The organism is Streptomyces sp. NBC_01717 (genome assembly GCF_036248255.1).
Lineage (GTDB): Bacteria > Actinomycetota > Actinomycetes > Streptomycetales > Streptomycetaceae > Streptomyces.
This window is the reverse complement of record NZ_CP109179.1, coordinates 611,840-637,355: the sequence shown is the minus strand read 5'-3', so window position 1 is coordinate 637,355 and position 25,516 is coordinate 611,840. Positions and strand designations below refer to the sequence as shown.

Here is a 25,516-nt window from a genome sequence, read left to right as displayed (position 1 = left end):
TTCATTGTTGCGTCGCCCCGGAGACGGGGCGGTGCATCGTATGGACATCCGCTGCGGCAGCACTTTCGGCACGGGGAAAGTCGGTTATGGCGATTGAGTTCTCTCCGAGCCTCAGGGAATTTCTCCAGGTTTGGGTGGGTGCCAGTGTGGCATCGGGTAATGAGGACCTGGGCTACGACAGCCGGTTGCCGTATCAGAAGCTGGCAGTAGATCTGCGGGATCTGTCGGGTGCGACGCAGGGTGCGATCGCACAGGTGGGGTATTCGATGCCCCCGGCGGTGGGGGACCAGTTCGTCGGGGCGATGAGGCTGTTCGTCGATGACAACGGTGTGAACCATCTGTACCGGATGGCGGATGAGCTGGAGAAGACGGGCGATCGGCAGGTCGACCGTTCGAGGAAGCTGGCCGAGGCTAAGTACGAGATTCTGATCGAGTTCTCTTTCATGAATCTCGAGTTGGCGTTGATTGCACTGTTGTCGGTGTTCACTGGGGGGACGTCGCTGTCCGAGGCGGTGGCGGTGAGGTCGCGCACGGCTTTGTCGATCATTTTGGTCATGCAGCGGATGGGGCGTGCTGCGCCGACGCCGTTCACGGCGGTGCTGGAGGCGCTTGAGGAGGCGTTTACGTCGTTCTTCGCGCAGGTCCTGTCGATGACGGTGCCGGACAGTCCGGATCGGCAGCGGAAGGACTTCGACTGGACCGACATCGGCAAGTCGGCGTTCGTCGGGTTCTTCGCCGGGTTCTTCGGCGGTGCGTTGGCCGAGTTCTACGGGAAGTTCGTCGCGAAGCATTTCAAGGACAAGTGGCTGAAAGAGGGCTCGGAGGTTCCGTTCGCTTTTGTGAACGAGGGCCAGGCTGAGATTTTCGCCATGGGGTTGCAAAAACTGGTGTTCGAGGGGAAGTTCGGGCTCAGCTGGCAAGATTTCTGGATGGCGGGTGTCAGCGGTGGGCTGACCACCAGCGCGGAACTCGTGGCGGGTGCGGCTGGTCTGGGGCTGTATCACGAGTTCTTCCAGAAGACTTCGCTCAACAACAATTTTTTCGGCGACAAGCCGGGTCTGCCCGACTCGCCGGACGCGGTGTGGGACAACAGCAGTCACCCGTTGACGGTCGGGGACTGGCAGGGCACGCAGTTCACGGTGCCGCCCGCGGGGTTCGGCGCCGGGGGAAGTGTCGGTCTCGGCGTCCCGGATGCAGTGCGGCCCGCCGCTACGCTCTCGGCTCCGCCCCCGCTCCCGTCCCCGCTCCCGCCTGGAGCGAACGGCCCCGAAGCTCCGGGTCCGCTGGGTGCGCTGGGTGCGGAGGACGGGCTCGAGGCGGTTGGTACTCCAGGATCCCTGCCGGGTGCGGACGTTCCTAACCTGGGGAATGCTCCGCAGGTCCCCAGCAACCTCACCAGTGTCAGCGACCTGAGCGATTCTTTCAGTGACGGGTCGTCGGTTTATGTCAGCGATGCGTCCTCGTTCACCGACGTCGAGGACGACTCCGTGTCCGTCTCGGACACCGGTGTGGACACCGGTGTGGACACCGGTGTGGACACCGGTTTGGGGCTTGTGAGGGGTGCGGGAGCGCCGGCGCCGGGGGCCGGTGGGGTTGTTGGCGCGACGGGGATGTTCAGCAGGTCTGGCTTGCCCGAGGCTGCGGACGTGAACGGTGAGTTGCAGACGGCGCGTGGTCCGGCGTCGTCGAGCGGGACTCGGGCTGAGGACGGCAGGGTCGAGCGGGTGCAGCCACAGGACGAGAGCGGGCTCGTGTTGGAGGGAACGCGCGGAGTCGGCCAGGACGATGGGCTGGGCGACGGGGGTTCGCACATGCCGACGCTGTCCGGGGCCCCTGAGACGTCTGGCGCCTCGACAGGTGCTGGTTCTGCTCAGCCTTCTCGCACCGGCAGCTCGATCTCCGCGCCGGGTCCCCAGACCGGCGAAGGGGGGAGAGGCCTTGGGGACAGCCAGCGGGTAGACGTGGTCGCGGACACGGAGGTGTCCCAGGGGCGGGAAGACGGCCGCGCGGCCGAGCCCGAATCCATGCCGGTGCTCAGCGGCCCGACCGTTCCGGGTCAAAGCCCTGCGGGTCAGAGCGAGGTCATCGCCTCGGGTCCATCGCAGGGCGTGCCGACCGTTCCTGTGCAGGGTGTCGTCATCGTCCCTGCTCAGGACGCAACCGCAGCCGGGTCCGGGACGGGGACGGGGGTCGGGTCCGGGGTCTCGCAGGTCAGCACATCCGGCGCCGCGCTCATGAACACTGCCTCGACACCGACACCGACACCGACACCGACACCGACACCGACACCGACACCGACACCGACACCGACACCGACACCGACACCGTCCGCCGCTCCCGCAGCCTCCGGCACCCAAAGGTCGGACAACTGGCCCGGCGCCCGGACGTCCACGACCAGCGGCATCACTGCAGGCAGCTTGGCAGCGCAGGGCCTGACCGCCTCACCCGGGCAGGCACCCCAGACCGACACCTGGCAAGAGGCGGGTCCGCACCACCCGCACTTCCTCCCACCCCTACCTCTCCCCCGGAACACTGGCTCCGTGACCTTCGGAGCCACGGCCCCCGCACCAGCCCTGCGTTCGGCTTCCCGCTCCCACAGCCTTCAGGACCCGGGCAGGCCTGTCCGCTTTGCAGACCCGAAGAACTCGCACCTCGACGAGGACACCAGCTCAGACTCCGACGTGAGCATGGACGAGGACTCCGCGGATGACGAGGACATCGTCTTCGACGATGACACTCCCGCGCTCGCGGAGCTGCGGCGCTTGCTCGTCGACGCCGGCCTCCTCAGCCAGGACGACCTGCACGCGGCGCTCAAGACCCTGGCCGGGGTCCTCCCCGGCAACCAGGGCGCAGTTCCCCTGACACTGGTGGACCTGGACACATTCGCTGTCCGGACGCTGCGCCTTCGGCACGTGGACCGGGCCGATTTGCGCCGCCAGGCCGTCCAGGCGGTGGACGCGGCACGGCGCGAGGGGCGGGCCCACAGCCTGGCAGCCCTGGAAGGCCATCACCTCCAGAGCGAGGGGGCCCACTCCGACAGATGGCTGCTCAGGACCCCTCAGGGCCGGAAACTGGGCCGCGACTGGAACGACGAATCGCCAGAGAACCTGGACCTCAGCACCGTCGGCCTGGTGAAGGTAACCGACGACGACTTCGAACTCGTCGAGGGCAGTCTCGCCGACGCCCCCTGGCCTGCTAACACCTTCGTCTACATCATCTGCGGGGACGATGAGGAGACGAAGCCGCCAGCGCGCCGGTTCCGGATCTCGACCTCCCAGGGCATTCGACCGGTCACCGAGGACGTGCTCGCCGAGCTGGTCGCCAACGACCGTGCCCGAACGCCCGGCGCCCCGATCCTCCTGCTCACCCCGCACCGACTCGACCTGGCACGGACCGTGGCCAACACCACCGGCGAACCCGTGTGGACATCCACCGGTGACGTGGGCACATGGACCGACGAGGAGACCGGCATGACCTACCCGGTCCGGATCGACGAACACCCGGGCGAGCAGCCGGTAGGACAGTGGGTCGTCAGCCCGCCCGGACTGCTGCCCCCGCCAGGGACGGAACCGTCGAGCAGCGGCCAGTGGCTCTACGACGATGAGGGTGACAGGTACTGGGTGCCCGATCGGGACCTCATCACCCACGCCCTCATCGACCCCGAAACACACGAGTCCATCGGCCGCTCCACCGTCAACGACATCGAACAGGCACTTAACGAAGCGACCAGCTACCACTTCCGGCTGCGATCCGCGCGCTTCGTGTACCACTCGGATCCTGCCTATCAGACGTTCGTCCCGGTGGGGACAACGTCCACGGCGTGGGGGGACGCGGACCCGGCCCTGCGGATGTACGTCTTCGACGGTCACAACGACGAGGACGGCCGTTTCTGGTGGCGGGCGCGGATCAACGGAAAGGTCAGGAAGCTGTGGGGGACGCCGCGGTCCGCGGGCGGTTACCTCAAACGACGCCCCAGCCTGAACAGACTGCGCCAAACAACCCGAGGTCGCCCCGTGCCCATCCTCGTCTCACGGTGCTATGCGGGATCCGTGCCGCATGGGGCCGTGGACCCGCTGACCACCGGCGAACCCGCCCAGATCATGTCCACCGAAGCCGGCGCACCCCACTACGCACCCACCCACAGCGTGGGCGTAGCGGGCACCCTGGCAAGCCCCAAGCTGCTCATCACCGCCGGCAGTCGCGGTGTGTTCGGTGAGTGGAAGGAGTACGAGCCAGAGCCGGAGGGCGCGGCGCTGGAGCAGCTGGCACGCGCCATGGGCCTGACCGCCGACTCAGGCCCGCTGCCCCAGCACATTGTCGGCCAGACAGCCCGCCTGGTACGGGCCCTGCGGCAGGTCTTCGGCCCCACCGCCGAACATGAACCGCACCTCGTGGCCGGTATCGGCGCCCTGGAACGACTCCGTCAAGCAGATCGCGTCTTCGACGGAACGGGCCCTTTCACCCTCGCCTTCTTCCAGTACGCCGCAGAACAACTCCACCAAGTTCCCGGTCGGCCCACACCCGCGGCCGACACCGACGCCTACCGTGCACTGCTCGCACACGCCCAACGGTGGGTCCGTGCCTCTGCCGACGCCCCCCAGGCCTTCCGGCTCACCGCCCACCTGCCCCTCCCCATGGTCCAAAACCTTCGCCAGGTGTGGACCCACTCCAGCGCAGCCGCGACAAATGCCGTCCTGGACAACGTGGACTTCTCCAAACCGGTGAACGGCCCCGTGATTGGTCCGGTCACCGAGGACGACCGGCGCGGCCTGGCCTTCTGGTCTCTGGTGCGTGCCCAAGTCGCCATCGGCACCTGGGGCGGGCCCACGGACAACCTTGTGCGGAACGTGCTCCACCTGGATGAAACCCAACCAGCCACCCCAGAATGGCAAGACGCCGCCGGGCTTGTAGTGGCACACGCGATCGCCGCAGGCCGCACCGGAACCGGACCCGCCGCCTGGGCCGCCCACCACCTCGAGACCACCACCCATCTCCTCTCCCTCACCACACTTGTTCAAGGCACCCACGTCGAGACCTGGGGCCGCAACTTCACCAGCAGGCCGATCAACAAACTGCACCTGCCCTTCGCCCCGGGGGAGAAAGCAATCTATTTCCTGGTCGCCAAGGTCGGCCCCGACCACGTCGACATGGTCGAGCCAAACGGGGTCCGACATCGGCTGCCATTCGACCAAGTCGCTGAACTTGCAGCCGAGGACCCCGCACTCCCCGATGATTTGGAGCGCATCGTGCTCGTGGTCTCGGGAGATCTCGCTGGGCGGGGAGCCCTGGCGCAGGCGATCGCGGATCGAACCGGCCGACGCGTACTCCACCACACCGACCCCGACGGTCTGACCGTGACCGACCCCGGCGCCAACGGCATCTCCCAGGTCCACCTGACCGCCTCCCCCGGACAGGCCGTACCCGACACGTGGCGGGCGGTGCTTCCGTACCGCCCGCACTTCCTACCGCCCCGACCCCTCCCCGAAAGCGCGGCCTCCCCGCACTCCGCAGCCACGACCACCGCACCAGCCCTACGCTCGGCTTCGCCTGACGAGCAGTACACCGACCTCGACGAGGAAGCCACTGAGCCGCGTTCCGCCACCGCGTCGCCTCCACAAAGCGCCTACCGCCGTACTGGGCCGAACTCCGCCGAACTGGACGGCGTGGTGCTGACGTTGACTCCCAACGAGCCCCCGCAGCCGGACAAAGGCTTCACCGGGTCGCTACTGCTCGCCCTGCGTCACGCGGCACCTGCTGCGCTTGAGATCCTCGCAGCAGCTGATGCCGGCACAGCCGAAGCGTTCTCCGCCTGGCTTTCGCTTCGCGTCACCGACGCCGACGTCCCCGGCCATGCACTACCGCCTCTGGACGGCGGGGCCTTGGTACCGCTGGACTTGCTGCGCGGCGCCGGTGTGCCGTACTCGCCAGGGCAGCAGGTGCAGGGTGCTCTGGGGGGCGGAAGTTTGCCCCTCACCGATGCCGGCCTGAGTCTCGTCCAACGGTTCCGGCTCCTGCTCCTTGACCCAACGTACGCAGACGACGAAGAGGAGACCACAAGGGAGCTGACGGCCCGCGTCCTGTCCACCGTGGCAGCCCGGGAACTGGGCGTCCGGATAGCGCTGGTGAACTCGAACGAAGAAGTCGAATTCATCGGCGGCGGACACCAGGGGCACAACGAAAGCGACGGGGCCGTCGGTGACAGGCCGACAGGTGATGGCCGCATCGCCGGTGCCGCCCGACGGGAGGAACCCGAGGTGCCACTCGCCGTCGTCATCCATGACAGTGAAAACCACTACATCGCCCCGCAACCACGCGCGCCACGGCCCAAAACAGGCGGAACAGGGCCTGCCGAACGGGCCGATGAGGACAATGCGCCGTCGGTTCAGGGGTTGGAGCCGACGTCGTCCGAAGGGACCCGCCCGGAGTCGGCTCTCTCCCAGGACCTCGCGTTGCTCCGCACGGAAGTCGCCCGAGAAATGCGGGCGTTGGACCCGGCCCACGGCCCGGTGGACGCCGAGACGGTGGAGCAGCTTCACGACGAGCTGCCCTCCCACCTGCGGACAGGGACGCTTCGCCAACGTGGTGAGGCAATCGCGCAGATCCTCCTCACCGGCCGGCCGGCCGGTCTGCGAGGCGGGGCACCGCAGACGCCGGAATCAGTTCTTGCGTCGACGTCCACATCCACCGCTCAGCCCTCGCCGACGGCCGCCACGCCCCTCACGCCCCCCGACGACAACGACTCCGGCCCAAGATCGTCGCAGTCCACGGAAGGCATCGGCACCCCCCAGGCGCCTGCAGTGGATAGCGCGTCGAACACTCAGCTCTCGCTCCCCGTTCCGCAGAGCGAGAGCGCGCAGGTCCGGCCGATCAAGAGTCAGGCAAGCGCGCCCACCCGCGGCGCGCGCACTCCCGATGCGCACACCTTCGATCTCTGGGCGCCGCAGGGCGCAGTGTCTGTCCCGCCGGTGGCCTCGGGCACTCCTCAGGGCCGTGATCAGCAGCCTCAGGCCGCCGGCGCGCTGGGACCGTCCTTCAGGGAGAGCGCTCCGCGCCCGGCCCCAGTGAATCCGCAGGGACAGGCGCGGTTCGAGGACTTCCGCGACCGGCTCCAGCGGACCGTGGTACGGCCCGATCACCAAGTCCAGCTCGGCGACCGCGCCACGCTCCCCGGCAGGAATGTCGAATATCGCGCCGCGGCGGCAGAGGCACACGAGAAGATCACCGCGGCGCTCGCCGGCCAGACGCCCGCCGACAGTGTCAAGAAGCTGCTCGACGCTCTCACGCGTATCAAGGACACAACACACCCAGGACTCAGCGGCGGCTCACGCGACCACGGGGTCGACCCTCGCGCCCAGGGATGGCAACTCGGCCACGAGATCGCTCTCATGGCAGAACGCTACGGCCTGCCCAAACCCGCAACCGACATCACCTACACCGAACACGGCAAGGGCAAGGACCCTGAAATCTTCCACGACTTCACCCGCTCCTACTCCCGCTCGTCTCGCTCCTACACCTACCGCGTTGGCAACGCCGGCACCCTCCTCCTCCCCGACGGCGTCGCCATCGTCGGACACTGGCTCCGCTACGGCGACGACTTCCTCCACGAACGAGGCTTCATACTCCGCGGCGACAACGGCTGGATCGGCCGCGTTGCAAACTGGAACGGACTGCGTGCCACGCTCCGTGACGACGCGAAATACGAAGTACGCGCGGACGCTGCACGCATTCACCTCCTTCCGGTGGAGCACGACGGCCGGTCCATCGCTATCGCTCTGACCGAACACGAGCACCGGCGACAACTGATGGTGCAGAAGATCGCCGATGATTTCGGAATCTATTTGGACTCGGCTGCCGGGGTCGAGGCGGTCAAGAGCAACAATCTGGGCACGCCGGAGACAGTTCAGGACAAGATCCAGCCGCGCGCCTGGCCGTTGCCGCTCGTGCAGCAATTGCACGCTGCGATGGACCACTACGCACCGATCCTCGGCGACCGGCGCGCGACATCCACCCGGAGTGATGTCGAGCAAGAAGTCAAAACCGCGGGGTCGGTGAGTTGGGCACTGCGGCAGAAGAAGCTTTTCGCGCAGGCAACGGGGCAGTACTTCGAGTCCCGCAAGCTGTTCAATATCTACACGACCGCACATCTCAGCAAGACTGACACGCTCGAGCAGACCGCCACACACGAACTGTCCCACGGTCTCCTCAAGTACGCACTGGCGGAATTCACGACGGAGTTCTGGGAGGGCGTGGAGTCACCCACGAAGTTTGGCAACATTGCCGCCAAAACTCCGCTAGACGATTTCAGAAACTCCCTATTCCGCCATTTGCAGGACTCTGAGAAATTCCGGCAGGAGGCACCTCAGCACGCTGCTGCGATCCATACCGTACAGATACTCCGGCCCGCTGTGGTCGTCCTGAACCCGGGCGAGTCGCCCTTCGCAGCGGCGATCCGTATCACCGAGGAGTTAAAGGACCAAATACCTCGGTTCGCGCGCGAGGCAGGAACCTGGACCGAAGACGGCCAGCCACGGAAGTTCTTTGTCAAGGAGCGCCCGATCAGCGGCTACGGCGAAACGAACTCGGACGAGGATCTGGCCGAGACCGCGATGTCCTACTTCACGAAGAACGGTCACCTGAGGACCCACGCGCCGTTACGGGCCGCTTTCCTCGATCGCCTCGTCGTGGGCTGGCAGCAGAGGCGTGAGCCGACCGGCCCATCCGGGCATACCGCCGTTCAAACCAGCGATCCGGACAACTAGGGTCCGTCACAAACACACACGCGCCCGTGGTCTCGCACTCCCCCGTCGAGGCCACTTGTAGTTCAGTCCGCCTGGGCGCCGCACACGTCGACGAGAAACGGACGGTCATGGCTCCATGGCGCGCTACGGCCGCCAGTCGTCGCGGTAGCCAGGGTGGTCGGCGTAGGGCAGGGCAAGCATCTTGATCACGACGGCGCCGGCGCCCTCGGCAAGGATGTACTCCTCACGGCGTTCCAACTCGGCGAAGGGGCGTAGCTTCTTGTGATGGCTGATGGCGGCCCGCTTGGCTTCGACCACGGCCAGGACGCTGGCCGGGTCATGGCGGACGATGTGCAGCGCGTCGGCCGTCGACGATACCGAAGCCTCACCGCCCCAGCATCCACCACAGAGGACCGCGGACTGGTCGGCCCCGTAGACCAGTTTGGCGTAGTGCCCGTGGTCGACCGACCATGCGGACTCGGCGGCAGCGCCCGTCTTCTTTCGTCTTCGTCGAGGCGGTCGCGGAGGAACTGCACCAGGTCGTCCACGGGGGCATTGAGGGGCCCTGGCGCTTCTCGGACAGCGACCCACCGGAGCCCGCAACTCCTGGCCGAGATCAGCGACGACTGGTCCTTGTTCGCCGACGGCCGTGCGCTCAAGGCAGACGCCGGCTCACCACCCACCACCAGAGCCTCCGGCAAGAGCTTGATCGCCCATCACTAGGCACTGTTTCTCGGATCTCCGGACGTGAGTGGGGTGTTGGGGTCAGGCTGGCTGCATGGGCCGTGGGGATCTGACGAATGCGGAGTGGGATCGGCTGGAGTCGTTCTTACCTCCTGGTGGTGCGCGTGGAGGTCGGTGGAGCGATCATCGGCGGGTGATCAACGGGGTTCTCTACAGGGTGCGGACGGGTGTGCAGTGGCGGGATCTGCCGGAGCGGTTCGGGCCGTGGGAAACGGTCTATAAGCGGCATCGTCGCTGGTCAGCTGATGGAACCTGGAAGATGCTGCTGTCTCGCATCCAGGCTGCCGAGGACGCCGCGGGCGGGATCGACTGGGATGTGTCGGTGGACTCGACGGCGGTGCGGGCCCACCAGCACGCCGCCGGCGCGAGGAAAGCGTCGGCGGCCGCGGTCCCTGAAAAGGGGGCCGGCCGGGGGACGAACCAGGTCGATCCGGTGCTGCGGAGACTGGCCGTCCGGCTGGAGGAGGTGGTCAGATCGGCGAGTGTCTGGGACGTTCCCGCGGCGGCTTCACCACCAAGATCCACCTCGTCGCCGAGGGACGATGCCGCCCCCTCGCTTTCGTCCTGACGCCCGGACACTACGGTGACGGCCCGCAGCTCGAGCGTGTGTTGGAGCAGGTCTCCGTGCCCCGCACCGGAGTCGGACGGCCCCGCACGCGACCCGACCATGTCTTGGCGGACAAGGCCTACACGTCCCGGAAGAACCGCCGTTACCTACGACGACGCGGAATCCGGCACACCATCCCCGAACGTCTCGACCAGCAAAGACACCGGCAGAACCGAGGTTCTCGAGGCGGCCGGCCCACCGGGTTCGACAGCGAGCGCTACAAGAAACGCAACACCGTCGAACGCGCCATCAACCGACTCAAAGGCTTCCGCGCCGTCGCCACCCGCTACGAGAAACGCGCCTACATCTACCTCGGAACCGTCACCCTCGCAGCCATCATGATCTGGCTCCGAACATGATCCGAGAAACAGTGCCTAAAGGTGAAGAACACGACTGGCCGACGTCGGCTACCTCTGGTCCTTCGCCGCGTTATCCGAATCTCGCGCCCACTATGACCGCCGCCGAAGTATCGGGGACCAGCACACAGCCGCCTTGCGCACCTTCTTCGACCGGCTCCTTGGCCAGCTGCACCACAGTGACCGGATCGCTCCGAGAGCGTTTAAAGAACACACCGGGCGCGCGCCCGACAACGAATTTAAGGGGAGCCGATGAAGCGCAAGACCGTCATGCAGATCAGGGCAGCCGCTCTGATCTCCGTACCGTCCATGGTCCTCGTGGCCGCCGTGAGCACTGCTGGCACGGCACAGGCAGCGCCCCTTGACCGGTCCCCGGGGGTCGGGTCAAACAACGGCGTGAAGGTCCATTTTTGGCAGGGAATCTCGATTACTGATGAGTCAGGTAACCCGTACGACTCATAGCTTCCGTTCGCGGACGGTCAAAGTGCCTGTCCGCGAACGCTTTTAAGAAGCAGGCACTGTGGTGGGAGGGATGGTGCGCGAGGCCGGCGGCCTGTCTGGGCCCCGGCGCCGCCGCGTGGGGCGGTTCCGGGACGCAGACGGGTGGCGGAAAGCGCCGGGTATCCACTGATCGGGACGGCCGTAGTAGCGTTCCCGAACCCCGGGGAGGCTCTTCATCTGGGTCATCCACAGTGATGGAGGAGTGGACGAACCCGCTGGCTGTAGCCAACTTGTGCACGGCGAAGATGACTCGTGGTGATCTGGAAGCGATGCTCGACATCCTGACCAGTCACCTCTGAGAAACAAGAAATGCGGCCCCGGCCCAATCGGGCGGGCCGCTTCGCTGTACTCAGACTTCGGTCAGCTGGTACGGCTCCGGCAGCGCCCTGAGCGGCACGCCGTTGCCGACGCCGTACTCGGCGTCCGGGACCGGGAGATCGAGCAGTTGCGCGACCAGGTCAACGCCTTCCGTCAGAGGGCGATCCGCCAGGCGATCCTCCTCATTCGGCACCAGGGCCGGCTGGCAGCCATCCGCGAGTTTGTTGCCGAGGAGACCACCCCGACCAACGGATGGGGCGACGGCTACCCGGATGCCAATCGGGACCTCGTCGAAATCCTCGACGCGTTCGCACCCGACGCCCCCGCCCAGCCCCTGCATGCTCCGGCATCGACACGAAACGCTGCAACTGCGGCCACACCGGGAGGGCGGCTCGCGTTGGCACGGGCAGGTGTTTGTAAGCACTTGTGCGCCCCCCTTCGAACCCTCCACCGCCTGGTCTCGTCTTGTGGTTGGCGGCCGACCGCCGCCAGTCACCCCACCTCGGAGGAACCGATGCCCCGCACTCTCGAACTCGCCGAGCAGGCCATCCACGGCCTGCTCGCCGCGGCTCTGTGTACTGGCCTTGTCTGGCTCGTTGTTGGGGACCCGCCGGCCTGGTGGGCGACCATGGTCGGTGCCGAGGCCCTCGTTCTGGCCGTCGCGGTGGCCGTCAGGGTGTGGCGCCGGCAAGCGGCCCGCATGCAGGCTGAGGAGGAGACGTGACCCGTACCGTTCTTGAGGCACAGCCCTTTCTGTCGAGCTGCCGCGGGTCTCGAGCGGTAGCAGGATCGTCCCGTAGACCATCCCCGTGGGTGCGGGGAGCAGCCGGCTCACGAGGGTCCCGGAATTCATGCAGGGACCATCCCCGCGGGTGCGGGGAGCAGTGGCACAAGACGAACTGAGGAGTGCGGCATGAGGGACCATCCCCGCTGGTGCGGGGAGCAGTGGGTGCCGACCTCGTACCGGATCGGCGCCGGAGGACCATCCCCGTGGGTGCGGGGAGCAGAGCGCCAACAAGGCCGACGACCTGCTCGACACGGGACCATCCCCGCGGGTGCGGGGAGCAGACGACGATCAGACCGACGAAAGAGTTGCGCAGGGGACCATCCCCGCGGGTGCGGGGAGCAGCTCGACCGGCCGCCCTCACCGAGGCCGCGACTGGGACCATCCCCGCGGGTGCGGGGGAGCAGTCCTTCGACCCGATCCTGACCAACGCCTGGCCGGGACCATCCCCGCGGGTGCGGGGAACAGACACGTTGGCGAAGAAGGTAGGCAAGTGGTGAGGGACCATCCCCGCGGGTGCGGGGAGCAGTGGCCGATCTACGAGGTTCCGCCTGGCGGGTCGGGACCATCCCTGCGGGTGCGGGGAGCAGACGATGCAGACGACCGCCTACCAGGCGGCGCAGGGACCATCCCTGCGGGTGCGGGGAGCAGGCGGTGTCGCCAGGCTTCGACGCGTGCATGACGGGACCATCCCTGCGGGTGCGGGGAGCAGACGATGCAGACGACCGCCTACCAGGCGGCGCAGGGACCATCCCTGCGGGTGCGGGGAGCAGTGACCCTGCGGCATATGCCAGGGATCCGCAGGGCGACCATCCCTGCGGGTGCGGGGAGCAGCCAGTCTCCTCCATTTCGATGGCAGGCGCCATGGGACCATCCCTGCGGGTGCGGGGAGCAGCGACCGTCCGTCCCGTCGACCCCGTCGCGCCCGGGACCATCCCCGCGGGTGCGGGGAGCAGACGGTGAGCGTTCCGGCGGAAGTGAAGGTGCCGGGACCATCCCCGCGGGTGCGGGGAGCAGTTGTTCTGCTCGTCTACGGTCTTGGTCACGCCGGGACCATCCCCGCGGGTGCGGGGAGCAGAGACCGGTCGCGCACGTCACGCTCGTGACCGTGGGACCATCCCCGCGGGTGCGGGGAGCAGAGGTGGAGCGCGACGGTCTGCCGTGGTCGCTGGGGACCATCCCCGCGGGTGCGGGGAGCAGGACCCATGACCATGCCTGCTGGAATCGACACCGGGACCATCCCCCGCGGGTGCGGGGAGCAGCGCATGATGCGGAGCCAGGCGGAGACGTAGTCGGGACCATCCCCGCGGGTGCGGGGAGCAGTGTCCGGGCCCCGCTCGGTCTGGCGGAACACCGGGACCATCCCCGCGGGTGCGGGGAGCAGCAGTGCCGTGGGTCCGGCAGGGCCCCCGCCACGGGACCATCCCCGCGGGTGCGGGGAGCAGCTGTGATGTTTCCCCCGGCGTCGGCGGTGATCGGGACCATCCCCGCGGGTGCGGGGAGCAGCTGACCACTTCACCCGCGTGGAACTGGAGGACGGGACCATCCCCGCGGGTGCGGGGAGCAGATCTGCGAAAGCCAACTGTCCCACTTCGGGCTGGGATCATCCCCGCGGGTGCGGGGAGCAGCCTCCGTTCACTCCGGTGTAGACATCGAGCCAGGGACCATCCCCGCGGGTGCGGGGAGCAGGCCCAGGGCGAACGCGATGTCAGTGCGCCGCCGGGACCATCCCCGCGGGTGCGGGGAGCAGATCGTGTGGGACGTCCGCACCCAGGACAACACGGGACCATCCCCGCGGGTGCGGGGAGCAGTGTCTCTCCTGTAGCACCGCATCGCCGGCCGCGGGACCATCCCCGCGGGTGCGGGGAGCAGCACTCCGGACCACGCCCCGGCGGTCAGCATCCGGGACCATCCCCGCGGGTGCGGGGAGCAGCACTCCGGACCACGCCCCGGCGGTCAGCATCCGGGACCATCCCCGCGGGTGCGGGGAGCAGACTGCGTGACCTGCGCCTTTATCGCGACGACACGCAGTTTTCGCATACTTTCACCGAGTCCGGCATAACAGGCATAACGCACCTGGTTCTTCCGTCTAGACGTCCGGTGGGCGGCAGTGCAAAGTGATCATCCTAGATCCTGTCTGCCTGCCGTCAGGGAGTTACTGTCGGGTCAGAAGAAGATTTCTTGAGTTTTCGTCATATAGGCATTCTGGGACCGGGTTTGCCTGTATTCATCAGGCATGACGGGTGAGGGAATGTCCCGCTCGGGCCTGCGGGGCAGGCTCGATGGACCGGTGCTGACGGTATGGGCGAAGCACGACAGGGATTCCGACGGGTGGCTGCCGTTGTGGCGGCACATGGAGGACAGCGCCGCTGTGGCCGGTCTGCTGTGGGACACGTGGCTGCCCGCGAGCGTACGGAAGTTGATCGCCTCGGCGCTGCCCGGTGGTGAGCAGGACGCACGTCGGCTTGCCGTGTGGCTGGCGGGGGTGCACGACATCGGGAAGGCGACGCCCGCTTTCGCCTGTCAGGTCGAACAGCTCGCAGACCATATGCGTGAGCAAGGGCTGCAGATGCGCTCGGCGCGGGTCCTCGGGCCGGACCGCAGGGTGGCGCCGCACGGGCTGGCCGGGCAGGCGTTGCTGGGGGAGTGGCTGCAGAAGCGGCATGGCTGGACGGTGAAGCAGACCGGGCAGGTCACGGTCGTCGTGGGAGGACACCACGGGGTGCCTCCGGAGCACGGTCACATTGCAGCCCTGCACAAGCACGGGCACCTGCTGCGTACCCCGGGGCTGAGCCGAGCCGCGTGGCAGCGGGTGCAGGATGACCTGCTCGATGCGTGCGCCGACGAGTACGGCGTACGGGACCGGCTGAATGAGTGGCGGTCGGTGAAACTGCCGCAGCCGGTGCAGGTGTTGCTCACAGCGCTGGTGATCGTCGCCGACTGGGTCTCCAGCAACACCGACCTCTTTCCTTACTTCCCGCAGGACGTCGTCCGCAGCAGTGAGGAGCGGGTGGCCGCGGCCTGGCGCGGGCTGGATCTGCCCGCGCCCTGGTGCCCGGACGAGCCCGCAGGGGACGCCCAGGAACTGGTCGCCTCCCGCTTCGATCTGCCGCCAGGGGCGAAGGTCCGGCCGGTGCAGGAAGCCGCCGTCGAACTGGCCCGGGCGATGGCAGCCCCGGGGCTGATGGTGATCGAGGCGCCGATGGGGGAGGGGAAGACCGAGGCCGCCCTGGCGGTCGCCGAGATCTTCGCTGCCCGCTCGGGGGCGGGCGGCGTGTTCTTCGCGCTGCCGACCATGGCCACTGGCAATGCGATGTTCCCCCGCCTTCTTAACTGGCTCGAGCGGCTGCCCGCAGCCGAAGACGCCCGGTACTCCGTCCTGCTCGCTCACTCGAAGGCCGCGTTGAACGAGGACTTTGCCGACCTGATGCGCGAGAGCGGCCACCGGATCGTCGCGGTCGACGCGGACGCGCCCGAAGAGCCGCCATGGCGCCCCACGCACGCGACACGGTCCGCTCCTGCTGAGCTCGTCGCGCACGCTTGGCTGCGCGGCCGTAAGAAGGCCATGCTGTCCTCGTTCGTCGCGGGAACCGTCGACCAGTTGCTGTTCGCCGGGCTCAAGAGCCGACACCTGGCAATGCGCCACCTCGCGGTCGCCGGGAAGGTCGTCGTGATCGACGAGGCGCATGCCTATGACACGTACATGAGCGTCTACCTCGACCGCGTGCTGTCGTGGCTCGGCGCGTATCGCGTGCCAGTGGTGGTGCTGTCCGCGACCCTGCCCGCGGGAAGGCGCCGCGAGCTCGTCGAGGCGTACGCGGGCGGCAGCGCCGAAGAAGCCCGGAGTGCCGCGGAGTTCGAGGCGGTGGGCAAGGCCGGCGCCTATCCTTTGCTGACCGCCGTGACACCCGGCGGGAAACCGGTCCTGAGCAGTCCTGGCGCCTCCGCCCGGGGCACGGACGTCATCCTGGAGCGGATCGACGACGACCTGGACGTTCTCGTTGACCGACTCGCCACTGAGCTGGACGGCGGCGGCTGCGTGCTGGTCGTACGTAACACGGTCAAGCGGGTGCTGGAGACCGCCCAGGTGCTCAGGGCGACGTTCGGTGATGAGCACGTGACGGTCGCCCACTCGTGTTTCATCGACATCGACCGCGCGGCGAAGGACGCAGATCTCCTGAAACGCTTCGGGCCGCCGGGCAAAGCGGAAGGCCGCCCGACGGGGCCGCACATCGTCGTGGCCAGCCAGGTGGCCGAGCAGTCCCTCGACGTCGACTTCGACCTACTTGTCACCGACCTCTGCCCGGTCGACCTGCTGCTCCAGCGCATGGGGCGTCTGCACCGGCATCAGCGGGGTGAAGGGCAGCACGAACGTCCCAAGCGGTTGCGCCGGGCGCGCTGTCTGGTCACCGGTGTCGACTGGACAGGCGACGTGCCGGCGCCGGTGCGAGGCTCGGTCGCCGTGTACGGGGCGTACGCGCTCCTGCGATCCGCGGCCGCGCTCTTGCCCCACTTCGAGAAAGCATCAAGCCGTCCGGTACGGCTGCCCGACGACATCAGCCCCCTCGTACAGGCGGCATACGCCGACGGTCCCGCAGGCCCGCAGAGCTGGGCACCCGCGATGGCCGATGCCCTCGAACGGTACGAGCGGCACCGTGCAGACCAGGCCGAACGGGCGGCCGTGTTCCGACTGGAGGAAGCCGGAAGGGACGGCAGGCCCCTGTTCGGGTGGGTTGCGGCAGGAGTGGGCGACGCGGACGACACCCGAACCGGGCGGGCCCAGGTCCGCGACAGCAGGGAAAGTCTTGAGGTCGTCGTCGTGCAGCAGCGCGCCGACGGATCGCTGACGACGGTTCCCTGGCTGGCGCAGGACCGCCACGGCAACCGACTCGGGGGGCTGGAACTGCCCCGGGACCAGCCCCCGCCGCCGCGAACGGCACGGGCGGCAGCGAGCTGCGGACTGAGGCTGCCGATCCAGTTCTCGTACGCCGCTGTCATGGACCGCGCGATCGAAGAGCTGGAGGAACTCTACGTACCCGCATGGCAGTTGAAGGACAGTCACTGGCTCTCCGGCCAGCTGATTCTTCCGCTCGACGAGGATTGTCAGACCCGTCTGGCAGGGTTCGCACTCCGCTACAGCCAGCACGACGGCCTCGAGGTGACCCGTGCCTGAAACCGACCAGAACAGCAGGAGTGATGGCGGGCTGTCGTTCGACCTGACCACACAGCCCTGGATTCCGGTGCTGAGACAGGACGGTGGCCAGGACGAACTGTCGCTGCGCGAGGTGTTCGAACAGGCCGACACCTTGCGTCGGCTCGTCGGGGACCTGCCCACTCAGGAATTCGCCCTGCTACGCCTGCTGCTCGCCCTGGCCCACGACGCGCTCGACGGGCCACGAGACGCCGAGCACTGGGCAGATGTATGGGCGGACGAAGAGTGCTTCGCGCCGCTGTCCGCCTATCTCGACGAACACCGCCCCCGGTTTGACCTGCTCGATGCCCGTATCCCATTCTTTCAGGTTGCCGGGCTGCACACGGCGAAGAACGAGGTCTTTCCGCTCAACCGCATCGTGGCCGATGTCCCCAACGGGGAGCCCTTCTTCAGCTCCAGGATGCCCACCGTCGACCGGCTGACGTTCGCCGAGGCCGCCCGCTGGGTCGTCCACACACACGCCTACGACACCTCCGGCATCAAGACCGGTGTCGCGGGCGACGACCGGGTCAAGGGCGGCAAGGTGTATCCGCTCGGGGTCGGGTGGACCGGCAATCTCGGAGGAGTCTTCGCAGAGGGGCACACACTGCGGGAGACCCTCCTGCTCAACCTTGTGGCTGTTGCTGACACTCCCGGTCTGAGTTCCGACGGCGACCACGACCTTCCTGCCTGGCGGCGCGAGGCGTGCGGGCCAGGTGCAGGGCCGCAGCGTCCGCCCACGGGTGTACGCGATCTGTACACCTGGCAGTCGCGGCGCCTGCTCCTGCACGCCGACGCCGACGCGGTGCACGGCGTGGTCCTTGGCTACGGTGACCCGCTCACCGCTCGCAACAAGCACGTCTACGAGCCGATGACCGCCTGGCGGCGCAGTGCTGCGCAGGAGAAGAAGCATGGCGAACCCCTGGTCTACATGCCCCGGGAACACGACCCGGCCCGCTCCGCGTGGCGGGGGATCGCCTCCCTGATCGCCGACCGGACCGAGGCGTCCCAGGGCGCTGAAGCCGCGAGCTATCTGCGGCCCAGGGTCCTTGAGTGGATTGCGCGTCTGGTGACAGACGGCGAGCTGGAGGAAGGCTTTTTCGTTCGGGCCCGGATCGTCGGCGCCCAGTACGGCACGCAGCAGTCCGTCATCGACGAGGTCGTCGATGATCACATTTCCATGGCGGTGGTCCTGCTCCACCAGCAAAAACGAGAGTTCGCCGAGCAGGCCGTCGGAGCCGCCACCGATGCCGATGACGCCGTCAAGGCGCTCGGCGACCTCGCCACGGACCTCGCACGTGCCGCCGGCACCGAGACCGAAGGACCCGGTGCCACAGCACGCGATCTCGGATTTGCAGCACTCGACACTGCGTACCGCACGTGGCTGGCCGGCCTGGACGGCCATGGCGACCCGTACGAGCAGCGCACCGAATGGCAGCGCCGGGTGCACCGGATCGTGGGCAGGCTCGGTGACCGGCTCATCACCGAGGCCGGAGACGCCGCGTGGCAGGGCCGGACCATCACGGTCAAGCACGGCACCGAGTGGCTCAACTCCGCTCTCGCGGGCAAGTGGTTCCGATCCCGCCTGGACAGGTGCCTGGGCCACCCGAATCTTCCCGACCAGCCATCGGGTGCAAGCAGCGCCCCGGTGACCGAGACCGCCACGAAGGTGCACGCATGACGACCGCCACCGCTCCGCCCACCGTCCGTCGGCGCGTCGAACAGCTCGCCGGCGAACGCATCACCGCGCTCCAGCGCGGATATCTGGCCGACGAGGCGACGGCCGTTGCCGCCCTCGCCAGGCTCCGCAGAGGTGCGGGCCGCGAAGCCGGACAGCTCCCCGACCTGTGGAATCTCATCGACACCACCCCGCTGCACGAACCGCACAACGGCGCCCGGACGTTGAGCGAAGGGGAACTGGTCTGCGCCGAAGACGCCCTGCACGTGGCCCTCACGTTGTGGGCCCTGCACCAGCAGTCCCGCCGCGAGGCCAAAATGCACCAGAGCGGCAGCCGCGGACAGCCGCGCGGAGTAGGCGCCGCCGTGCGCCGCATGATGAAGCCGGGCGAGATCGACGAACCTCTGCGCAAACGCCTGGTCCGAGCCGGCACGGCACCGGATCTGACCGCCCTCGCCCAGCGCCTGCGGGACATCGTCCTGCTGCTGCGCCGCGACCAGTTCCCGCTCGACTACGCGCTGCTCGCCGGACAGCTCTACCGGTGGCAGCAGCCCGGCGGTCCGGACGACGTACGCAGGGAATGGGGCCGGTCGTTCCACGCCTGGCACGAAGAGGACCCGAAGACCGGGGAACAGACACCCCTCGGCGCCCCGGCCACGACCACCGACACCACTGACACAACCCACACCGACAAGGACGCCTCGTGACCCGCTTCTACCTTGACGTGCACGCCCTGCAGACCGTCCCGCCCAGCAACCTGAACCGGGACGACACCGGTGCCCCGAAGTCCGCGGTGTACGGGGGAGTGCCGCGGGCCCGAGTCTCAAGCCAGGCATGGAAGAAGGCCACCCGGGACTACTTCAAGGCCGAGAGCCTCCTCGACCCGAGCGAACTGGGCGTGCGCACCAAGAAGGTCGTCGAGGTCCTGGCCGACTACATCCGCGACGCCGACCCCTCACAGGGGCAGGCCGACGCCCTGAAGCTGGCGGCCGAGGTCATCGTCGCAACAGGCTTGAAGATCGAGGCACCCAAACGCAAGACCTCAGCGAAGGAGGCAGCAGCGGAGGACGATGCGGCCGAGCCGGTACCCCAGTCCAAGTACCTCATGTTCCTCAGCGCCCGCCAGCTCGACGGACTCGCCCGTCTCGCCATCGAAGGCGCCGCCGACATCAAGGCCTTCCTGAAGGACAAGGACAACAAGGCCCGGGCCAAGCAGATCGCCGACACCCGCCACTCCGTGGACATCGCACTGTTCGGCCGTATGGTCGCCGACTCCGCCGACATCAACGTCGACGCCGCTGTCCAGGTCGCCCATGCCATCAGCGTGCACCGGGTCGAGAACGAGTCCGACTACTTCACGGCCGTCGACGACCACAACAAGGACACCGAGCCGGGCGCCGGAATGATCGGCACCGTCGACTTCAACTCAGCAACCCTCTACCGCTACGCAGCCCTCGGCGTCCATCAGCTGGCCGCCAACCTTGGCGAAGGACTCCGCGACGACGAGTCGCGCACCACCCCGGTACGCCGCGCCGTCGAAGCGTTCGTCCGCGGCTTCACCGGGTCACTGCCGACCGGCAAGATCAACACCTTCGGTCACCACACACTCCCTGACGCCGTGATCGTCAAACTTCGCACCACCCGCCCCATCAGCTTCGTCGCCGCCTTCGAAGAGCCCGTCCGCGGCAACCAAGGCGGCCACGTGTCCGAGGCATCCGCACGGCTGGCGGAGTACATCCCCGACATCGAGCGCGCCTACGGAAACGACGACTCCACCCTCACATGGGTGCTCCGCGTCGGCCCGAACACACAGAAACTCGCCGCCATCGGAACAGAAACAGCGAGCATCAACGAACTCATCACCTCGATCGGCCAGGCCGTCGCCGAACGACTGGAGAAGCCCGCATGAGCGTGCTCACCCTGCGACTGGCGGGCCCCCTGCAGTCCTGGGGGGCCTCCGCCCGTTTCACCCGCCGCACCACCGAGTCCGCGCCGACCAAGAGCGGCGTGATCGGCATGCTCGCCGCAGCCTCCGGCATCGAACGCGACGACGACGAAGCCCTGGCCAAACTGGGCGCGCTCCGGTTCGGCGTACGCATCGACCAGCCAGGCACCCGGGTACGGGACTTCCAGACCGCACACCACGGCGTCACCGGTACCTCCATGCCACTGTCCGAGCGGTTCTACCTCGCCGACGCAGTCTTCGTCGCAGCCCTCGAAGGCGACAGGGCACTGCTCACCACCCTGCACGCCTCCCTGCGCGCACCGGTGTTTCCGCCGTTCCTGGGCCGCCGCTCCTGCCCACCAGCGCACCCGGTCGACCTCGGACTCTACGACGACGTCTCACTCCACCAGGCACTCACGGACGAACCATGGCAGGCGGCCCCCTGGTACCGCCGACAGCACCACCGAGACGCCACGGTGTCCCTCGTCGTCCTGCGCGAGTCCCACGAGGACGAACATGACGCGGACTTCCAACGCGACCAGCCCCTCAGTTTCGCCGCCGAACACCGCCGGCACGCCCTGCGCACCGTGGTCAGCAGGACCGTGGACATCCCCAACCCAGCTGCCGCGCCCTGGCATCCCCGCCACGATCCGTTCGAGGCACTGGAGGAGAGCGCCTGATGTTCCTGACCCGCTTCCGTGTGAACACCGCGCGCCCCGGCGCCCGCCGCCTGCTCTCCTCCCCCCAGGTGCTCCACGCGGCAGTCATGGCGTCGTTCCCCGGCCTGCTGCCCGCAGACACGGCCGCGCCCGAGGGACCACGAGTGCTGTGGCGCCTCGATCAGAACGCGCGGGCCGAGGTGCTGCTGTACATCGTCAGCCCGGCCCGGCCCGACCTCACGCACCTCGTGGAACAGGCCGGCTGGCCCGCGGCCGCCACCGACCCGGAGACTCCAGGCTGGCAGACCAAGCCGTACGCCCCGTTCCTCGACCGTCTAACCGCAGGGGAGAGTTGGGCATTCCGGCTGACCGCCAACCCGGTCCACCACATCCGCCGCAAGGCGGACGAGCCACGAAAGCGCACCGCCCACCTGACTCCGGTGCATCAGATGGCGTGGCTCCTGGACCGCCAGGAGCGCGGAGGCTTCCGCATCCTCGAGAAGCCGGATGGCAAGCGATTGCTGCCCGGCGGAACGACGTTCAAGAAGTGCGAGCACTCCGGGGACAAGTACGAACTGACCGTCCGTGACAAACGCGACCTGTCCTTCGACAAGTCCCGCAGCGCCGGCACCCATGGGAGGCCCGTCAGCCTTGTGACGGTCACCTTCGACGGCCGGCTCGAAGTAACTGACCCCGCCGCGCTGCGTAGCACCCTCACACAAGGCATCGGCAAGGCGAAGGCGTACGGCTGCGGCCTCATCACCCTGGCACCACTCACCGGCAGCGGGTGAAAGGGTGACAACGGTCTCCCAGCGCACTGCCCTCACTCCACGCCACCTCACCCGCACCGGCGAACGGCTGTCCTTCATCTACCTGGAGCGCTGCACAGTGCACCGGGACGCCAACGCCATCACCGGGGTTCCTCACCCGCTGGCTGCTCGAGATCTCCGCAGGCGTTTTTATCGGCAACCCATCGGCGAGAATTCGCGACGTGCTGTGGGACGAGGTACAGCTGTACGCGGGTCAGGGAAGGGTGCTGCTTGCCCATACGACGAACAACGAGCAGGGCTTTACCTTCCGGACCCACGAACACAGTTGGCTCCCGATCGACCATGAGGGACTGACGCTGATTCGTCGTCCGAACGTTGAGGCAGGACCGCGGACGGACAGCGATGGCCCGAAGACGGGCTGGAGCAAAGCATCCAAGCGGCGCCGCTTTGGCAGGATATGAATGTCGATAATGAACTATTTGATTCATTTGCCGGAATCTATGAAAGTACTCCAGAACCGTTCGCGCCCGCGCTAAAACCGCAGGTCGCGGAGTCTGCTCCCCGCACCCGCGGGGATGGTCCCGCCATCACCGCCGAGGACGCCGATGGCACCACCTGCTCCCCGCACCCGCGGGGATGGTCCCAGCCCGGCATGGCGGGACCACTACGACGAGCACTGCTCCCCGCACCCGCGGGGATGGTCCCGTCAAGCACCGTGCGCCCCCTTCACGGTGTCGCTGCTCCCCGCACCCGCGGGGATGGTCCCCATCGGAAATTAGGGTTTGCCCTACATACATTCTGCTCCCCGCACCCGCGGGGATGGACCCGGCCACGCCATCATCTACATCGACCCCACGGCCTGCTCCCCGCACCTGCGGGGATGGTCCCCTGCAGCGGAACATCGAGGTTGCCGCGGCCGTCTGCTCCCCGCACCCGCGGGGATGGTCCCGGCCAGTACCCGATGATCGACACCGGTCTGATCTGCTCCCCGAACCCGCGGGGATGGTCCCATCTACGCCCACGAGTTCGTCGCGGCCACGGGCTGCTCCCCGCACCCGCGGGGATGGTCCCATGACGCCGCAGCAGTTCGCGCAGCAGCTGGTCTGCTCCCCGCACCCGCGGGGATGGTCCCGCATGGTCCCCGTCCGCACAGGACGCCTCCGCCTGCTCCCCGCACCCGCGGGGATGGTCCCGCGACGACCAGCGCGGAGATGATGATCAGGATCTGCTCCCTGCACCCGCGGGGATGGTCCCGGGAACCGGCCGGACGGGCTGCTGAACGCGGTCTGCTCCCCGCACCCGCGGGGATGGTCCCCGGTTCCTGTTCGGCGGAGCCCTCCCCGCGGACTGCTCCCCGCACCCGCGGGGATGGTCCAACCGGGGCGCGCTGTCGCCGGGACCCTCACCACTGCTCCCCGCACCCGCGGGGATGGTCCCCGCACTGGCTCCCGCCGACCGTGCCCCGTCTGCTGCTCCCCGCACCCGCGGGGATGGTCCCACGCCCTTCGCGAACCGCGGGACGCCGGCCGTCTGCTCCCCGCACCCGCGGGGATGGTCCTCCGAATGGGACCCCGACCTCGGCGGCGACCCCCTGCTCCCCGCACCCGCGGGGATGGTCCCGGGGAGTTCGCGTCCCCGTCCCACGCGTTTGCCTGCTCCCCGCACCCGCGGGGATGCGCCCATGGCCGGCTGCTCCCACGCGAGGCTCGATACTTGCTCCCGGCACCCGCGGGGATGGTCCTTACGTGGTCACCAGGCTGGCGGCGGAGGGGTGCTCCCCGCACCCGCGGGCTCTCGCGACGGTGCGACGGAGCTGGCGACCCTCACGGTGCCGTGCGCCCAGCTGATGAGCGGATAACCACCTTCGGGCACGGGGCGCTCGTGCCGGCCCGGCAGCGCGATGATCCCGGAGGTCGCCACCTCCTTGCTGCGTACGTCCTGCGAGCGGTAGAGGACCAGCCAGTTCTCGCCCGCCTCCAGCGGCCGCCACTTTGTTGTCCAGCCGTCGCACATAGACGGGATCTCCTGGGATGCCGTCGGGCAGCCGGGACGGCGGGGTGTAGAACGCGTCCCCCGCAGGGGCGTTCCCTCCGGGTCGATGACCGGCGAGGCGTCGTTCACAAGCTTCCTTCCCTCTACCTCAACCATGCGATCCGGCGCCCTCACCACCCACTGCAGCGGTGCGCCGGCGACACCCGGCTGCCCCGAGTACGGGCATCCGGGTACCACCGGCCGAGCGCCGCGCTGACGGGCTGAGCCCCGCGGCAGCGACTCCGGAGCTACCCGCCGCTGCCTCGAACCACCCGCCCACGCGCGGCATGAACCCGATCGAGAAGGCGGCCCAGGCCGCCATCATGCGGGCCATCGCCGAGCAGCTGGGCGACGCCCGCCTGGTCGTGGGCGGCTTCAGCATGGGCGGCATCGTCACCCGCTATGCGCTCGCCAAACTGGAGAGGCAGCGGATGGACCACCGGACCGGGCTGTACTTCTCCTACGACAGCCCGCACCGCGGCGCTTCCATTCCGGTCGGTGTGCAGGCGTTCTCCCACTTCATCCCGTTCCCGAACGACTTCGCGAAGCAGATGAACAGCCCGGCCGCGCGCCAGATGCTGTGGCAGCACTACGACAAGGACACCGGCAAGATCGGCACCGCTCCGGAGCGCACGGAGTTCCTGGCCGCCCTGGACCGGGTCGGCGGGTGGCCACAGATCCCGATGAAGATCGCCGTGGCGAACGGCCGCGCCGACGGGGTCGGCCTGCCGGACGTGAGGCCCGGTGAGGTCGCGCTGCGGATCGACCAGATCTACCCGGGCACCACCTTTTACATCCAGGCCCAGGGCAACGACGCGACGGCCGCCTACCTGAACCGGAGGTTCCCCAAGGCTGAGAAGACCATCACGACCAGCGGCTTCCCGGAAGTGGACGGCGCGCCGGGCGGAACGCTGCACACCTACAAGATCCTTGCCGAGACGATGGAGAAGCTCGGCGGCAGGGCGGACCTGCGGCACGAGGACGTGTGCTTCGTTCCCTCGGTCAGCGCGGTCGCGATCCGCGACATCGAGAAGCAGGATGACCTGTACGTGGACATCAACGGACTGGAACCGCAGGAGAGCGAGCTGGACGGCTTCCTCTGTTCGTCCATGACCACCGCGCACACAGCCATCACCGAAGAGCTGTGCACCTGGATCATCGAGCGGCTCGTCGACTAATCCGCGTCACGTGCCG

At 68.1% G+C, this 25,516-nt stretch carries 13 protein-coding genes, 2 pseudogenes and 2 CRISPR repeat arrays; of the genes and pseudogenes, 12 read left to right on the top strand and 3 right to left on the bottom strand.

Annotated elements, in window-relative coordinates; genetic code table 11:
- Window positions 1–86: 86 nt before the first annotated feature.
- Window positions 87–8,759 carry a lonely Cys domain-containing protein gene (locus tag OHB49_RS44630; protein WP_329167350.1) on the top strand — a complete coding sequence of 2,891 codons (8,673 nt, stop codon included), beginning with the start codon at window positions 87–89 and terminating at the stop codon, window positions 8,757–8,759.
- A 123-nt stretch (window positions 8,760–8,882) separates the two neighbouring features.
- On the opposite strand, the gene OHB49_RS44625 is transcribed toward OHB49_RS44630, so the two are convergent.
- Window positions 8,883–9,329 carry a DUF6221 family protein gene (locus OHB49_RS44625; RefSeq protein WP_329167349.1) on the bottom strand — a complete coding sequence of 149 codons (447 nt, stop codon included), beginning with the start codon at window positions 9,327–9,329 and terminating at the stop codon, window positions 8,883–8,885.
- Between the two features lie 187 nt (window positions 9,330–9,516).
- Here OHB49_RS44625 and OHB49_RS44620 point away from each other — a divergent pair.
- Window positions 9,517–10,448, top strand: a protein-coding gene (locus OHB49_RS44620) for an IS5 family transposase (protein ID WP_443079468.1) whose coding sequence is annotated in 2 segments (ribosomal slippage) — window positions 9,517–9,922 and window positions 9,922–10,448 — 933 coding nt in all. Because the reading frame shifts where the segments join, the coding sequence is not laid out codon by codon here.
- A gap of 847 nt (window positions 10,449–11,295) precedes the next feature.
- Here OHB49_RS44620 and OHB49_RS44610 read toward each other — a convergent pair.
- The gene (locus OHB49_RS44610; protein WP_329167347.1) at window positions 11,296–11,604 is read right to left on the bottom strand and encodes a hypothetical protein; all 309 of its coding nucleotides are present in this window, start codon (window positions 11,602–11,604) and stop codon (window positions 11,296–11,298) included.
- A gap of 174 nt (window positions 11,605–11,778) precedes the next feature.
- On the opposite strand from OHB49_RS44610, the gene OHB49_RS44605 reads away from it, so the two are divergent.
- The 9 genes and pseudogenes from OHB49_RS44605 to cas2e all read left to right on the top strand — a co-directional run bounded on the left by OHB49_RS44605 (window position 11,779) and on the right by cas2e (window position 22,752).
- Window positions 11,779–11,988, top strand: a complete 210-nt coding sequence (locus tag OHB49_RS44605) for a hypothetical protein (protein ID WP_329167346.1) — start codon at window positions 11,779–11,781, stop codon at window positions 11,986–11,988.
- A 73-nt stretch (window positions 11,989–12,061) separates the two neighbouring features.
- A CRISPR array of direct repeats spans window positions 12,062–14,042; the repeat unit is 29 nt; unit sequence GGGACCATCCCCGCGGGTGCGGGGAGCAG.
- 242 nt (window positions 14,043–14,284) lie between these two features.
- Window positions 14,285–17,221 (top strand): CRISPR-associated helicase Cas3', encoded by a 2,937-nt coding sequence (gene cas3 / locus OHB49_RS44600; RefSeq protein ID WP_329167344.1) that lies wholly within the window; start codon window positions 14,285–14,287, stop codon window positions 17,219–17,221.
- A complete protein-coding gene (gene casA / locus OHB49_RS44595) occupies window positions 17,214–18,920 on the top strand; it encodes a type I-E CRISPR-associated protein Cse1/CasA (protein WP_329167343.1) in 1,707 nt (568 codons plus the stop codon). The genes cas3 and casA overlap by 8 nt, the downstream gene beginning before the upstream one ends.
- Complete coding sequence (gene casB / locus OHB49_RS44590) at window positions 18,917–19,624, top strand: type I-E CRISPR-associated protein Cse2/CasB (RefSeq protein WP_329167341.1); 708 nt, start codon at window positions 18,917–18,919, stop codon at window positions 19,622–19,624. Before casA ends, casB begins: the two co-directional genes overlap by 4 nt.
- A complete protein-coding gene (gene cas7e / locus OHB49_RS44585; RefSeq protein ID WP_329167340.1) occupies window positions 19,621–20,826 on the top strand; it encodes a type I-E CRISPR-associated protein Cas7/Cse4/CasC in 1,206 nt (401 codons plus the stop codon). Before casB ends, cas7e begins: the two co-directional genes overlap by 4 nt.
- The gene (gene cas5e, locus OHB49_RS44580; RefSeq protein ID WP_329167339.1) at window positions 20,823–21,542 is read left to right on the top strand and encodes a type I-E CRISPR-associated protein Cas5/CasD; all 720 of its coding nucleotides are present in this window, start codon (window positions 20,823–20,825) and stop codon (window positions 21,540–21,542) included. Before cas7e ends, cas5e begins: the two co-directional genes overlap by 4 nt.
- Entirely contained in the window at window positions 21,542–22,312 is a 771-nt protein-coding gene (cas6e, locus tag OHB49_RS44575; RefSeq protein WP_329167338.1) for a type I-E CRISPR-associated protein Cas6/Cse3/CasE, read from the top strand. Before cas5e ends, cas6e begins: the two co-directional genes overlap by 1 nt.
- A gap of 4 nt (window positions 22,313–22,316) precedes the next feature.
- Window positions 22,317–22,436, top strand: a pseudogene (locus OHB49_RS44570) (type I-E CRISPR-associated endonuclease Cas1e); the annotation flags it as partial.
- Between the two features lie 19 nt (window positions 22,437–22,455).
- Window positions 22,456–22,752 (top strand): type I-E CRISPR-associated endoribonuclease Cas2e, encoded by a 297-nt coding sequence (cas2e, locus tag OHB49_RS44565; protein WP_329167471.1) that lies wholly within the window; start codon window positions 22,456–22,458, stop codon window positions 22,750–22,752.
- A gap of 93 nt (window positions 22,753–22,845) precedes the next feature.
- Window positions 22,846–24,033: a CRISPR direct-repeat array (repeat unit 29 nt; unit sequence CTGCTCCCCGCACCCGCGGGGATGGTCCC).
- 7 nt (window positions 24,034–24,040) lie between these two features.
- Here the strand turns inward: cas2e and OHB49_RS46110 are convergent.
- Complete coding sequence (locus OHB49_RS46110; RefSeq protein ID WP_443079732.1) at window positions 24,041–24,412, bottom strand: hypothetical protein; 372 nt, start codon at window positions 24,410–24,412, stop codon at window positions 24,041–24,043.
- Between the two features lie 224 nt (window positions 24,413–24,636).
- Between OHB49_RS46110 and OHB49_RS44560 the strand changes: the two are divergent.
- Window positions 24,637–25,500, top strand: a pseudogene (locus OHB49_RS44560) (hypothetical protein); the annotation flags it as partial.
- Between the last annotated feature and the right edge of the window lie 16 nt (window positions 25,501–25,516).